The organism is Lysobacter concretionis Ko07 = DSM 16239 (assembly GCF_000768345.1).
Lineage (GTDB): Bacteria > Pseudomonadota > Gammaproteobacteria > Xanthomonadales > Xanthomonadaceae > Novilysobacter > Novilysobacter concretionis.
On the sequence record NZ_AVPS01000003.1, the window covers coordinates 191,603 to 206,140 of the forward strand.

General features: G+C 69.3%; 10 protein-coding genes. 9 read left to right on the top strand and 1 reads right to left on the bottom strand.

Translation table 11 applies throughout. The features are described 5' to 3' along the window. The first annotated feature begins 50 nt into the window (after positions 1 to 50). The 4 genes from N792_RS03310 (at position 51) to N792_RS03325 (ending at position 4,531) form a co-directional block, all read left to right on the top strand. Positions 51 to 1,367 (top strand): metal-dependent hydrolase family protein, encoded by a 1,317-nt coding sequence (locus N792_RS03310; protein WP_036192648.1) that lies wholly within the window; start codon positions 51 to 53, stop codon positions 1,365 to 1,367. Between the two features lie 103 nt (positions 1,368 to 1,470). Continuing rightward, on the top strand, positions 1,471 to 1,953 hold the full coding sequence (locus N792_RS03315; protein ID WP_036192649.1) for a thioredoxin domain-containing protein: 483 nt from the start codon (positions 1,471 to 1,473) through the stop codon (positions 1,951 to 1,953). 167 nt (positions 1,954 to 2,120) lie between these two features. After that, positions 2,121 to 2,993, top strand: a complete 873-nt coding sequence (gene trxA, locus N792_RS03320; RefSeq protein ID WP_036192650.1) for a thioredoxin — start codon at positions 2,121 to 2,123, stop codon at positions 2,991 to 2,993. 98 nt (positions 2,994 to 3,091) lie between these two features. Next, positions 3,092 to 4,531, top strand: a complete 1,440-nt coding sequence (locus N792_RS03325; protein WP_036192651.1) for an aldehyde dehydrogenase family protein — start codon at positions 3,092 to 3,094, stop codon at positions 4,529 to 4,531. A gap of 42 nt (positions 4,532 to 4,573) precedes the next feature. On the opposite strand, the gene N792_RS03330 is transcribed toward N792_RS03325, so the two are convergent. Next, entirely contained in the window at positions 4,574 to 7,432 is a 2,859-nt protein-coding gene (locus N792_RS03330) for an EAL domain-containing protein (protein WP_052103386.1), read from the bottom strand. Between the two features lie 208 nt (positions 7,433 to 7,640). On the opposite strand from N792_RS03330, the gene N792_RS03335 reads away from it, so the two are divergent. The 5 genes from N792_RS03335 to N792_RS03355 all read left to right on the top strand — a co-directional run bounded on the left by N792_RS03335 (position 7,641) and on the right by N792_RS03355 (position 14,522). Beyond that, positions 7,641 to 8,258 carry an IMPACT family protein gene (locus N792_RS03335; RefSeq protein WP_036192652.1) on the top strand — a complete coding sequence of 206 codons (618 nt, stop codon included), beginning with the start codon at positions 7,641 to 7,643 and terminating at the stop codon, positions 8,256 to 8,258. Positions 8,259 to 8,298: 40 nt separating this feature from the next. After that, positions 8,299 to 10,113 carry an ABC transporter transmembrane domain-containing protein gene (locus tag N792_RS03340; protein ID WP_084105350.1) on the top strand — a complete coding sequence of 605 codons (1,815 nt, stop codon included), beginning with the start codon at positions 8,299 to 8,301 and terminating at the stop codon, positions 10,111 to 10,113. A 94-nt stretch (positions 10,114 to 10,207) separates the two neighbouring features. Next, on the top strand, positions 10,208 to 11,686 hold the full coding sequence (locus N792_RS03345; RefSeq protein WP_052103388.1) for an MATE family efflux transporter: 1,479 nt from the start codon (positions 10,208 to 10,210) through the stop codon (positions 11,684 to 11,686). A gap of 188 nt (positions 11,687 to 11,874) precedes the next feature. Next, entirely contained in the window at positions 11,875 to 12,357 is a 483-nt protein-coding gene (locus N792_RS03350; RefSeq protein WP_036192653.1) for a hypothetical protein, read from the top strand. A gap of 83 nt (positions 12,358 to 12,440) precedes the next feature. Next, on the top strand, positions 12,441 to 14,522 hold the full coding sequence (locus tag N792_RS03355; RefSeq protein ID WP_224743918.1) for a TonB-dependent copper receptor: 2,082 nt from the start codon (positions 12,441 to 12,443) through the stop codon (positions 14,520 to 14,522). Positions 14,523 to 14,538: the final 16 nt, after the last annotated feature.

The window sequence follows — 14,538 nt, forward strand, 5'->3', positions numbered from 1 at the left end:
TTCGCCCCGCCATGCTTCAATCCGGTCAGTCCCATCACCGGATACCACCGATGACCGTCCGCCTGGTCCGTACCGCCGTTTGCACCGCCCTCGCCCTTTCCTGCCTGTCCTTCGCCAGCCACGCCGCCAGCGGATCGACGGCCCTGCACTGCGGCCAACTGTTCGACAGCCGCAGCGGCGACGTGCTCGGCCCGCACACCGTGCTGATCCGCGACGACCGGATCGCCGCGGTCACCGCCGGCCACGCCGAGGTGCCGGGCACGCCGGGCATCGATCTGTCCGGGCACACCTGCACACCGGGCTGGACCGACCTGCACGTGCACCTGGGCAGCCAGTCGAGTCCGGACAGCTACTCCGAAGGCTTCCGCCTGGACGACGTCGATTACGCGTTCCGCTCGGTGGGCTACGCGAAGAAAACCCTGCTGGCCGGCTTCACCAGCGTGCGCGACCTCGGCGGCGAAGTCAGCCCGCACCTGCGCGACGCGATCAACCAGGGGCTGGTGGACGGGCCGCGGATCTGGGCGGCCGGCAAATCCATCGCCACCACCGGTGGCCACGCCGATCCGACCAACGGCTACAACTCCAGCCTGTCGCACCTGCTCGGCCCGCCCGGCCCGACCGAGGGCGTGATCAACTCGGTCGCCGACGCCCGCCAGGCCGTGCGCCAGCGGTACAAAGACGGCAGCGACGTGATCAAGATCACCGCGACCGGCGGCGTGCTGTCGTATGCCAGGTCAGGCGATGCCCCGCAATTCCGGGTGGACGAGATCCAGGCCATCGTCGATACCGCAAAGGACTACGGCTACCACGTCGCCGCCCACGCCCACGGCGAGGAGGGCATGCGCCGCGCGGTGGAGGCCGGCGTGACCAGCATCGAACACGGCACCTACATGAGCGACGAGGTGATGGCGCTGATGAAGCGCAAGGGCACCTGGTACGTCCCGACCGTCTACGCCGGCCGCTTCGTCGCCGACAAGGCGAAGATCGACGGCTACTTCCCCGACGTGGTGCGCCCGAAAGCGGCCAGGATCGGCGAGTTGATCCAGGCCACAGCCGCGCGCGCCTACAAGGCCGGCGTGAAGATGGCCTTCGGCACCGACATGGGCGTCGGCCCGCACGGCGACAACGCACGCGAGTTCGTCTACCTGGTCGAAGCCGGTGTCCCGGCCGCCGTCGCCCTGCAGATGGCCACGATCCGCGCCGCCGAGGTCCTCGGCGTCGACGATCAGGGCGTGATCGCGCCCGGCCAGCGCGCCGACATCGTGGCGGTCAAGGGCAATCCGCTGGAAGACATCAACCGCGTGCTCGACGTCGCGTTCGTGATGAAGGACGGCGTGGTCTACAGCCAGCCCGGGACGTCGCCATGATCCGGCCAGGACCCGGTCACGCCATCGCCGCCCGGCGCATCTGGACGGCGCGCGATGCAGATGGCCGCGACCGGCGCTGCAGGGCGGCATCGAGCCCGGTCCGATGACGCCCCCGCTCGCCCCGTCGTGGTCGGTGTCGCAATGGTTCAACGCCGGGCCGGATCTGGGCCTGGCCTCGTTGCGTGGCCGGCCGGTGTTCCTGCACGCCTTCCAGATGCTGTGTCCGGGCTGCGTGCAGCACGCGGTGCCGCAGAGCCTGAAGGTCGCCGCGGCCTTCGCCGATACCGACCTGGCAGTCATCGGGCTGCACACCGTGTTCGAGCATCACGGGGTGATGGGACCGGACGCGCTGCAGGTGTTCCTGCACGAGAACCGGATCGGCTACCCGGTCGGCGTCGATGCCTACCGCGATGACGACCCGTCCACCCACCCGCTGCCGCTCACGATGCAGGCCTACGCGATGCAGGGCACCCCGACGCTGTGCCTGATCGACCGTCGGGGCCGGCTGCGCGCACGGCATTTCGGCCTGCTGGACGACCTCGCGCTCGGCGCACAGATCGGGGCCTTGCTGGCCGAACCGGCTTGATCGACGCCGTCCTTCAAGACGAGGGATTCCGCCGTCGCCACGCGCCCTGCACGGGCCTGCACCGGGCTTACATCGTGCCAGCGCTGGCGACGCGCGGCCGGTCGCAGCGGGTTGGAATCCGCGCCTCTGGCACCATCTAGGGTCGAACTTCCTCCGCGAGCCGCCCCATGCCTGACGCCATTACCACCCTCCACGTCTTCGACGCCACCACCGAAGGTTTCGAGGCCGACGTCCTGCACAAATCCCTGCAGACGCCGGTGCTGGTCGACTTCTGGGCCGAGTGGTGCGGGCCGTGCAAGCAGCTCGGGCCGGTGCTGGAAAAGCTGGCCGCCGAATACCACGGCAGTTTCGAGTTGGCCAAGGTCGATGTGGACAAGCAGCCGCAGCTGGCGGAGGCCTTCCAGGTGCGCTCGATTCCGACCGTGTTCCTGGTCAAGGGCGGGCAGATCGTGGACGGTTTTCCGGGCGTGCTGCCGGAGGGCCAGATACGCGAATTCCTGAAACAGCACGGCGTCGAGCCGGGCGAAGCACCGCCGGTCGCGGATGACGAAGCCGACGCCGCGCCGCTGGACCCACAGGCCGAAGTGGCGCGCCTGCGCGCGGCGGTTGCCGAGGCGCCCGACAACGCCGAACTCCGACTGGACCTCGCTGTGGCGCTGCTGCAGACCGGCGAAGGCGATGAGGCGACACGCCTGCTCGATGCCTTGCCGGCCAACCTGGCGACCGACGACCGCACCGTGATGGCCCGTGCGCGGCTCGGGTTCGCGGCGCTGGCCAAGGACGCACCCGCGCTGGAAGCGCTGCAGCAGGCGATCGCCGCCAATCCCGACGACCTGCGTGCGCGTCACCTGCTCGGCGCGCGCCATATCGTCGCCGGCCAGTCCGAGGCGGCGCTGGAGCAGTTCATCGAGATGCTGGCGCGCGATCGCAACTACGACGGCGGGCTGCCACGCACCGCGCTGATCGATGCGTTCCGCGTGACCGAAGACGCAGCCCTGGTCGGGCGCTACCGCCGCCGGATGTCGTCGCTGCTGTTCTGATCCCTGCTGTCTTGATCCCAGTTGCGCCAAGCGGGCACGACACGGCCTTGACCGGCCCTGCCTGATGCTGCCGTGATGCCGCTCTCCCGGAGGCCACCATGCCCGCGCTGAAGAAGTCCTACCCGTACTACCTCGCCGGTGCAGCGCTCCGCGAGAATGCCGACCTGGTCGTCCTCGACAAGTACAGCGGCAAACCGGCGACACGGGTGGCGATGGCCGACGCGGATGCCGTGCAGGCGGCCATCGCAGCGGCCCACGGGTCACGCGGAGCGATGGCGGCGTTCCCGCCCGATGCACGCCGCGCGGTGCTGGAGCATTGCGTGCGCCGCTTCGGCGAGCGCCATGAGGAACTCGCGCAGACCCTGTGCATCGAGGCCGGCAAGCCGATCAGGGATGCACGCGGCGAGGTGTCGCGCCTGATCGACACGTTCCGGATCGCCGCCGACGAGGCGACCCGGATCGGCGGCGAGGTCATCGAACTGCAGATCTCCGCGCGCACCCGCGGCTACCGCGGCATGACCCGGCGCGTGCCGGTGGGCGTGTGCAGCTTCATCACGCCGTTCAATTTCCCGCTCAACCTGGTCGCGCACAAGGTCGCCCCGGCGATCGCCGCCGGCTGCCCGTTCGTGCTCAAGCCCGCGGCCAAGACCCCGATCGGTGCGCTCATCATCGCCGAGGTGCTGGCCGAGACCGACCTGCCCAAGGGCGCGTTCTCGGTGATGCCCTGCTCCAACGAGGACGCCGCGCCACTGGTCGAGGACGAGCGCATCGCCCTGCTGAGCTTCACCGGCGGCCTGGTCGGCTGGGACCTGAAGGCGCGCGCGGGACGCAAGAAAGTGGTGCTGGAACTGGGCGGCAACGCGGCCTGCATCGTCGATGCCGATCCGGGCGCGGACCTGGACGCGGTGGTCGGGCGACTGGTCAGCGGCGCGTATTACCAGTCCGGCCAGAGCTGCATCAGCGTCCAGCGCATCCACGCCCATGTCGATATCTACGACCGGCTGCGCAGGAAGCTCAAGGCGGCGATCGGCAAGCTGCAGGTGGGCGACCCGCGCGACGAGGCCACCTTCATCGGCCCGATGATCGACGAGGACGCTGCCCGACGCGTGGAGGACTGGATCGCCGCGGCGCGCAAGGCCGGGGCGAAGAAGCTTGCCGGCGGTCCACGGACAGGCAACCTGCTGCCAGCCTGGTTGCTGGAAGGCGTGCCGCGCGATGCGGATCTGTATCGCCGCGAAGCGTTCGGACCGGTCGCGTTGATGGAGCCGTTCGAGCATTTCGACGATGCGCTGGATGCCGTCAACGACAGCGACTTCGGCCTGCAGGCCGGCGTGTTCACCGCCCGTCTGGACCATGCGATGCGCGCCTGGGACCGGCTCGAAGTGGGCGGTGTGATCGTTGGCGACATCCCCAGCTTCCGCGTCGACAACATGCCGTATGGCGGGGTGAAGCACTCCGGCCTCGGCCGGGAAGGCGTGCGGTACGCGATCGAGGACATGACCGAGCCGCGTTTGCTGGTGATCCGCGACCCGCAATAGCTGGCCCGCGGCATCCCGGCCGCGGCAACCGGCCTGCGCCAATCACCGAACGGCGATTCGGCCCGACGTCACCATCTGCTCGGCGGGACGACCGAGCAGGTAGCCCTGGCCGAACACGCAGCCCAGTTCGCGCAGGATGTCGCGTTGCTGCCCGTTCTCGATGCCTTCGCCAATGGTGTAGATGCCCAGGGTGCCGGCCAGCGCCTGGATCGCGCGCACCACCGCGATGCTTTCCGCCTGGTTCTCACCGGTCAGGCCGGCGACGAAGCTCTGGTCGATCTTCAGGCACTCGATCGGGAAACGGTGCAGGTACGACAGCGCCGAGTACCCGGTACCGAAGTCGTCCAGCTGCGCCAGCACGCCGTGGTCGCGCAGGGTATGCAGCGTCCGCAGCGCGCGCGGCACGTCGTCCAGCAGCGCCACCTCGGTGATCTCCACCCGCAGGCGTCCCGGGTCGGCACCGGCGTTGCCGACCAACTGCAACAGGCGCTCGGCAAAGTCGCCGGTGCGGAAGTGGCGTGGCGATACGTTGATCGAGACGTAGCCTTCCCCACCGCGGGACAGGCGCGAAATGACCTGTGCGTACATCAGCCAGTCGACCTCCTCGATCAGGCCGTTGTCCTCGCCCAGACCGATGAATTCGCCCGGCGCCAGCAGGCCGCGGGTCTGGTGCCGCCAGCGCAGCAGCGCCTCGTGGCCGATCACCACCATGTCGTCCAGCCGCACGATCGGCTGGTAGAACGGGACGAAGCTGTCGCCGTTGATGGCCCGGCGCAGGTCGGCTTCCAGATCGAGGATCCTCGACGCTTCATCGCGCATGTCCTCGTCGAACACCGCCCAGCGGTCGCGCCCGGCTGCCTTGGCGCGGTACATCGCCGCATCGGCGTCGCGCAGCAGGTCGGTGCCGGTGCTGTATCGCGGATTCCACAGCGCGATGCCCAGGCTGGCTGAAGGAAACACCTCGCGCCCGGCGACCCAATAGGGCCGTCCCAGCATGTGCAGGACCCGCTGCGCGAGTTCCTCGGCCACCTGCAGGCCATCGATATCGTTGACCAGGATCGCAAATTCATCGCCACCCAGCCGCGCGACCAGGTCCTCCCCGCGCACCGCATCGATGATCCGGCGCCCCGCTTCCACCAGCAGGTCGTCGCCGGCGGCATGGCCGACGCTGTCGTTGACCAGCTTGAAGCGGTCCAGGTCCAGGAACAGCACCGCGAACCCGCGCGGCTTCTCGCCGAGCATGCTGTGCCGCGCGTTCGTGCGGGCGTTGCTGATCGCGGTGGCGAGGTGATCCAGCAGCTGGGTGCGGTTGGGCAGGCCGGTCAGCGCGTCGTGGCGTGCCTGATGGGTCAGTTGCTGCTCGGCGCGCAACCGCTCGCCGATCTGCTCGAGCAGTTCGGCGTTCGCCATCGCCAGCTCGCGGGTCCGTGCCTCGACCCGCTGCTCCAGCTCGGCATGCGCGTAGACCAGCCGGTCCTGGCCCTGCTTGCGCGCCAGGCCGATGCTGATGTGGTTGGCGACAAAGGTCAGCAGGTCCTGGTCGCGCGGGGTGAAGTTGATCGCCGGCGAATAGCTCTGCACCGCGATCACCCCGACTACCAGGTTGTTGCGATACAGCGGCACGCCCAGCCAGCAATGGGCGAGCGTGCCGTGGCCGCGCAACTGCCCTTCGGCCTCCAGCTGTGCAAGCCGCTGCGGACCGGTCAGCAACGCGCGCCCGGTGGTGATCACGTATTCGGTCATGCCCGTATCGAGCCGCCGGCTGACGCGGGGCGCGTCGCGCTCATCGATCGAGTAGGGAAACTCGAGCCGGTCGCCATCCTCGGACAGCAGCGCGATATAGAAATTGCGTGCGTACAGCAGCTCGCCGACCACGTCGTGGACCTGGGCGTAGAAGCGCTCCAGCGTCTCGGACGTGATCGACAGCTCGGCGATGCGGAACAACGCGCGCTGCAACCTCTCGGCGCGCTGGCGCTCGACGATCTCGGCCTGCAGGTCGCGGTTGCTCAACTGCAACGCCTGGGTGCGCTCCTCGACCCGGCGCTCGAGTTCTTCACGTGCCTGATGGCGATCCAGCGCGGTCAGGATGTGCTGGGCGACGAACACCAGCAGCGCCCGCTCCTCCTCGCCATAGCTGCCCGGACGGTCGTAGCTCTGCACCACCACCGCGCCGCATACCTGGTCGTTCCGGCGCATCGTCACCCCCAGCCAGTCCTCGCTGTCGGGCCCGTGGGCGCCATCCTCAGCGACCCCGAGTTTCCGCCGCACGTGCTCGGACGTGCCCTGGACCGCTTCGCCGTGGCGCAGCAGGGCCAGGGTCAGGCTGTTGGGCGTGCTGCGCGCCTCGATCTCCAGATCCGGATCGGGCACAAACGAGTCGTGGTCGTCGGCGAAGTACAGGAAGCGGTAGCTGTCGTGCACAGCGTCGTACAGGACGATGTAGAAGTTCTCGGCGTACATCAGCCCGGCGACGACGCGGTGGATGCGTTCAAGCATGTCGGCCAGTTCGAGGTCCGAGCCGGCCAGATCGGCGATTTCGTACAGCGCCTGTTGCAGCCGCTCCGACTTTTCCAGCGACTCCGCCCTCGCATTCGCACGCACTGCCGCCAGATGCAGATCGATCGTGCGCCGCGCCAGCGCCATCCACGCCGTGCGCAATGGCGCAGGCAGGGGCTCGGCCAGTTTCGCGACAAGCAGCGACGGACCGTCCTCGCTGTACCAGCTAAGTTCGATACGGTGCGGGTCTTCAGGGTCGCCGTCGGCGAGCGGGCCTGCCGGGTCGCGCCGGCGCAACGACACCTGCGAGCCGGCGGGCAGGACGGCCTGCAATGCAGCGACCAGTGCCGCCGCCTCGGAGGCCGTTGCACTATCCGTGGCGATGTCTGCGTCGATCGACTGCATATTCGGGGCTGGCTGCCGTTTCCGTATCTGCCGAAGGATAGCGCGCCAGCCCGGTCGGTTGCCGGCACCGGTCCCGCATCGACTTTGCCGCCGCGGCACCAGCCCGTACCCTGCTGCGATGAACCCCATGTTTGCAAGGCGATGAGGAAGGCAGCGCTGCACGCCCGGTTTCCGCTGTTCGCCGCCCGCCTGGTATCCCACCTCACCGATGAGCCGCCTGCCTACCCTCGCCGACCGGGTCCGCCATGAGACCGAGGTCAAGCACAGCCGTTTCCTCGCGCTGGCCGCGCCGGTGGAATCGCCCGAGGCTGCGCTGGCGTTCGTGGCCGAAGTGGGCGATCCCGCCGCGACCCATAACTGCTGGGCCTACCGGATCGGCGATCTGTACCGCTCCAGCGACGACGGCGAGCCGGCCGGAACCGCGGGGCGCCCGATCCTGTCGGCGATCGACGGCCAGGGCTTCGACCAGGTGGTCGTCGTGGTGACCCGCTGGTTCGGCGGCATCAAGCTGGGCGCCGGCGGACTGGTCCGTGCCTACGGCGGCTGTGCGGCGGAATGCCTGCGCACCGCGCCCCGACGCGAGCTGGTCGAGTTCGTCGACTGCACCATCGCGTTCGGATTCGCCGACACCGGCGCGGTGCATGCCGCGTTGGCAGCGCACGGCGCGGACAAACTCGACGAGCAGTTCGACGCCACCGGCAGCCGGCTGCAGCTGCGCTTGCCGGCCGACCGCCTGGAGGCGCTGCGCGAGCAGTTGCGCGACGCCACCCGCGACCGTGCCCGCGTCATCGACGCCGATACACAGGCCGGGGAGCGGTCCGGATGACGCTGCCACGCCGGGGCGCCGATAGCGGACAATACGCCGCATGAATGCCGCCCCCGATTCAGCAACCCAGCCCCCGACCCCGCCTCAGGACCCGGCCCCGGACGCCGGCAAGGGCAAGCCGCCGGTGGGCAGCCTGAAGGCGCTGTGGCCGTTCCTGGGCCGCCACCGCGGCCTGTTCATCGGCTGGCTGGTGGCGCTGACCTGTTCATCGGCGGCGACCCTGAGCCTGCCGGTCGCATTCAAGACCATGATCGACCAGGGCTTCGCCCAGGGCGGCGGCGGCGCGATCGACCGTGCATTCATGCTGCTGTTCGCGGTTGCCGTGGCATTGGCACTGGCGACCGCCGCGCGGTTCTTCTTCGTCTCGCTGCTGGGCGAGCGGGTGGTCGCCGACCTGCGCGAGCGCCTGTACTCGCACCTGATCACCCTCGATGCCGGCTTCCACGACCGCAGCCGCAGCGGCGAGCTGGTGTCGCGCCTGACCGCCGACGCTGAACTGCTGCGCGGGGTGATCGCCACCAGCATGTCGGTCGCCCTGCGCAGCCTGGTGACCTTCATCGGCAGCATCGTGATGCTGTTCGTCAGCAGTCCGCACCTGGCCGCCTACGCGCTGGTCGGCATTCCGCTGGCGGTGCTGCCGATCGTAGTCGGCGGCCGGCGGCTGAAGAAGATCTCGCGCGCCAGCCAGGACCGCGTCGCCGACGCCAACACGCTGGCCAACGAGACCCTCGGCGCGGTCGCCACGGTGCAGGCGCATGTGCGCGAGCCGTATGAGCTGGGCCGGTTCCACGAGGCGCTCAGGATTGCGGTCGCCACCGCACGCCGGCGCATCCAGGCGCAGGCGTGGGTCACGGCGATCGCGATCGTGCTGGTGTTCGGTGCGATCACGCTGGTGCTGTGGTCCGGCGCGCACGACGTGGTCGACGGCCGGATGAGCGCCGGCACGCTCGGCCAGTTCGTGCTGTACGCCCTGATCGGCGGCGGCTCGATCGGTTCGCTGGCCGAGGTCTGGAACGAGGTGCAGCGCGCGTCGGGCGGCATGGGACGGATCAGTGAACTGCTGGAGGAAACCTCCGCTATCACCGCGCCGGAGCATCCGCAAACCCTGCCGCAACCGGTCCGCGGCGCGCTGGCGATGGACCGCGTCACCTTCCATTACCCGATGCGTCCCGACCAGCCCGCGCTGGAGGATTTCAGCCTGCACGTGAGCCCCGGCGAGACCGTCGCCCTGGTCGGCCCGTCGGGCGCCGGCAAAAGCACCGTGCTGTCACTGCTGCTGCGCTTCCACGACCCGCGCAGCGGCACCGTGACGGTCGATGGCATCGATATCCGCCAGCTCGACCCGGCGCAGCTACGTGGCGCGATGGCGCTGGTGTCGCAGCAGCCGAGCATCTTCGCCACCACCGCGCGCGACAACATCCGCTACGGCCGGCTGGAGGCGAGCGATGCCGAGGTCGAGGCCGCCGTGCGTGCTGCCCACGCCACCGACTTCATCCAGGCCCTGCCGCAGGGGCTGGGCACCGAACTGGGCGAGCGCGGCGCACGCCTGTCCGGCGGCCAGCAGCAGCGCATCGCGATCGCCCGCGCGCTGCTCAAGGACGCCCCGATCCTGCTGCTGGACGAGGCCACCAGCGCGCTGGACGCGCAAAGCGAACGCGCCGTGCAGCAGGCACTGGACACCTTGATGGAAGGCCGCACCACCGTCGTCATCGCCCATCGTCTGGCCACGGTGCTGAAAGCCGACCGGATCATCGTGATGGACCACGGCCGCGTCATTGCCGAAGGCAGCCACGAGCAGCTGCTGGCGCAGGGCGGCCTGTACGCGGAACTGGCGAAGCTGCAATTCCTGGATTGAGGACGGCGCAACGTCGGGCCCGCGGCGGCAGGCCGGACTGTCGCGGTGCACTCACCCGTCCGCCGGCAGACTGCCCGCTCCCCCGGGAGAGTGCATGAGCAAGAAGGACACCGTCGGCCACGCACGACGGCTCACCGAAGGCCACGTCGGCCGCACCATGATCACCTTCGCGCTGCCGATCATGGCCGGCAATGCGGCGCAGTCGCTCAACGGCTCGATCAACTCGATCTGGGTCGGCCGCTACCTCGGCGAGGCCGCGCTGACCGCGACCGCGAACGCCAACAACCTGATGTTCTTCCTGATCGGCGCGGTGTTCGGCATCGGCATGGCCGCGACGATCCTGATCGGCCAGGCCATCGGCGCCAACGACACCGCCCAGGCGCGCCGCGTGATGGGCACCAGCGCGACCTTCTTCATCTCGCTGTCGGTGGTACTGGCGGTGGCCGGCTGGTTCCTCGCCGACCCCGTGCTGCGCCTGATGGGCACGCCGGAAGCCGCGCTGCCGATGGCCGAGAGCTACCTGCAGGTGATCTTCCTGGCGATGCCGTTCCTGTATGCGTTCGCGTTTTTCTCCGCGGCGCTGCGCGGCGTCGGCGACTCGCATACTCCGTTCCGCTTCCTGCTGCTGTCGGTGGTGCTGGACATCGTGTTCAACCCGCTGCTGATCTTCGGCTACGGGCCGTTCCCGACGATGGGGATTGCCGGCTCGGCCACCTCGACCTTCCTCGGCCAGGGCATCAGCCTGGTGGCGATGCTGCTGCACCTGCGCCGCAGGCGGCACCTGCTGTGGCTGGGACGGGCCGATATGCAGCTGTTCAAGCTCGACCTGGTGATCCTGCGTGCACTCATCGTCAAGGGCGTGCCGATGGGCCTGCAGATGGTGCTGATCTCGCTAGCGATGATCGCGATGATGACGATGGTCAACGCCTACGGCATCGTCACCGCGGCCGCCTATGGCGCGGCACTGCAACTGTGGACCTACGTGCAGATGCCGGCGATGGCGATCGGTGCGGCCTGCTCGTCGATCGCCGCGCAGAGCGTGGGCGCCGGCAACTGGCAGCGGGTCAACGCCACCGCGCGCACCGGCATCGGCTACAACTTCCTGCTGACGGGGGCGCTGATCCTGCCGCTGATCCTGCTCGACCGTTACACCCTGACGCTGTTTCTGCCCGATGGCAGTGCGTCGATGGAAATCGCCCGCCACCTCAACCACATCGGGGTGTGGTCGTTCCTGTTCTTCGGGGTGACCTTCGTGGTCTCCGGCGTGGTCCGCGCGACCGGTGCGGTGGTGCCGCCGCTGGTGATCCTGGGCATCGCGCTGTGGGGCATCCGGGTGCCGTTTGCCGAGTGGCTGCAGCCCACCTTCGGCGTGGACGCGGTGTGGTGGAGTTTCCCGATCAGCGCCTTTGCCGCGATGCTGATGTCGCTGGCGTACTACCGCTGGGGCGGGTGGCGCAGCGCACGCATGCTGCCGGTCGACCCGCACCAGATCGCGATCCCGTCCGAAGTGCCGGCACAAGCCCCCTCGCCGATTGCCGACCCCCTGCCGGAGCGCGGCGCGACCGGCTATTGAGGCGGTACACGCGCATGGGATCGGGGCGGATGGCCGCGGCCGGTTCCGGACCAGCACGTTCGCGGCGGCTTGCCGACGGGTCTGATCTGGAGTGGCCTGATCTGGAGTGGCCAATCTGAATTGGGTGTCGATCAGCTTGATCTGGATCAGCGTTTACGCCGGCCGGACATCGCACAATCGTTCCCACGATGCGCCACCGTACGTTCCACCTCTGGATGAATCGCCTGGCACTGGCCGCCGTACTGGCGTTGCTGCTGGTCCCGACCACCGGGCGTATGGCGGGCATGGCTCCGATGCAGCCCGAGGCCATCGCATCCGCGGCGGCGACACTGGCCGGACGCACGGCGTCGGCAGCGCATGCCATGGCAGGCCCGGTGCCGGCATCCGCCGCTGCTCCGATCGCCGCAACGGATAGCCTCGCCAGCGCGCACCCGGCCAGCCCGCACTCGCCTCGTCCGGGGCCGAACCCGAATCCCGGCCCACACGACGGTATGCCGGCCGACTGCGCGTACTGCCCGCTGCTGCAGACGATGGCGGCACTCCCGTCATGGATCGCGCTGGCCGCGCCGGCCATCGGGCAAGAAGCACGGATAGCGCCGGCCCTGCCGCCGCGCCGCGGACAACGCCATCCCACCGGTCTTGGTTCACGCGGCCCACCACGCGCCGCCTGACGTTCCGCCCGCTTCCCCACCGTTTTTCCTTCCCCTGCAACGCGCGGCGACGCCCGCTTGCACCCTGCTGTTCTGGAGTTCCCATGCCGTACCTGCGTGATTCGATGATCCGTTCGTCGTGCCTGTCCGTGGCCGTCGCGATGGCCCTCGCCTGCTCCCTGCCTGCCCATGCCGCAACATCGGCCGGTGGCGATACCGCCTTGCCGATCGACCTGGATGCGGTGGTGGTCGTTGCCGCCGCCCCGGTGTCGGCGCTCACGTTCGAAACCGACCCGCGACTGCCACGTCAACCGGTGCCGGCCAGCGATGGCGCCGACTACCTCAAGACCATTCCCGGCTTCACCGCGATCCGCAACGGCGGCACCAATGGCGATCCGGTCCTGCGCGGCATGTTCGGTTCGCGCCTGAACCTGCTCAGCAACGACGGCGCGATGCCCGGCGCGTGCCCGTCGCGGATGGACAACCCGATGTCGTACGTCTCGCCGGAGACCTACGACAGCCTGGTGGTGATCAAGGGGCCGCAGACGGTGCTCTGGGGCCCCGGCGCCTCCGCCGGCACGGTGCGTTTCTCGCGCGACCGCGAGCAGTTCGACGAGCCGACCATGAAGCTCGCCGGCAGCCTGCTGGGCGGCTCCTTCGGGCGCAACGACCAGGTGCTGGATGCGACCTTCGGCGCCGCGCCGGGCTATGCGCGCATCAGCGCCAACCGCTCCGACTCCGACGATTACCGCGACGGCGACGGCAACGACGTGGCGTCGGCCTGGAACAAGTGGAACGCCGACCTGGCACTGGGCTGGACGCCCGATGCGGACACCGTCGTGGAAGCCTCGGCAGGTACCGGCGACGGCGAGGCGCGGTACGCCGGGCGCGGCATGGACGGCTCGCAGTTCAAGCGCGAGAGCTATGGCCTGCGGCTGGAGAAACGGAACCTGGATGGCCTGCTGGACGGGATCGAGACCAACGTGTTCTACAACCGGGCCGATCACGTGATGGACAACTACAGCCTGCGAAAAACCAATCCGAACGGCGCGATGCCGATGCCCATGGCCTCCAACGTCGAGCGCACCACCACGGGCGGCCGCTTTGCGGCAAGCTGGCGCAGCGATCACGTCGAGGTGACCGCCGGCGTGGACGGCCAGGACAGCCGCCATCGGCGCCGCAGCGCCCACGGCCGGGGGGCCTACCGGTCGCAGCCCTGGACGACGGATGCGCGCTTCCGCACTGTCGGTGCGTTCGCCGAAGCAAACTGGCATATCGCCGACCACAAGCGGCTGATCGCCGGTGCGCGTGCTGATCGCGCCCAGGCCACCGACGAGCGCGCCACCCTCGGCAAGATGGGCGCGCCCAACCCCACCGCCGGCAGAACGCGCCACGAAACCCTGACCGCCGGCTTCATCCGCTTCGAGCAGGATCTCGGCGACGTGCCGTTGAACTGGTACGCCGGCATCGGCCACACCGAACGCATGCCCGACTACTGGGAACTGTTCTCGCCCAACATGGGACCGACGGGCACGCCAAACGCGTTTGCCGGCGTCGACACCGAAAAGACCACCCAGCTCGACATCGGCCTGCAGTACCGCACCAAGCGCGTCGATGCCTGGGTGTCGGCCTATGCCGGCCGGATCGACGATTACCTGCTGTTCCGCTATCACGCCGGCGGCATGATGGGGCCGATGTCCCAGGTCACCAACGTGGACGCGAAGATCCACGGCGCCGAGTTGGGCGTCGAGTACCGCCCGACCCGGCAGTGGAAGCTCGGCGGCACCCTCGCCCAGGCCTGGGGCGCGAACCGCGATGCCGGCACCCCGCTGCCGCAGATGCCGCCACTGGAAGCGCGCCTGTCGCTGGCCTGGGACAACAGCCGGTGGTCCGCCGGGGCACTGGTGCGGGCAGTCGCCGCGCAGGACCGCATCGCACCGGCGCAGGGCAGCGTGGTCGGGCAGGACCTCGGCCCGAGTGCGGGCTTCGCCACCTTCGCCGTCAACGGCGGGTATCGCTTCAACGAAAAGGCGCAGCTGACGGTCGGCGTCGACAACGTGTTCGACCGCACCTACGCCGAGCACCTCAACCTGGCCGGCAACGCCGACTTCGGCTACCCCGCCGACCCGGTGCGGATCCACGAACCCGGACGTACCGCCTGGGTGAAGCTCAACCTGACGTACTGAGTCGGCTCAGCTCGCC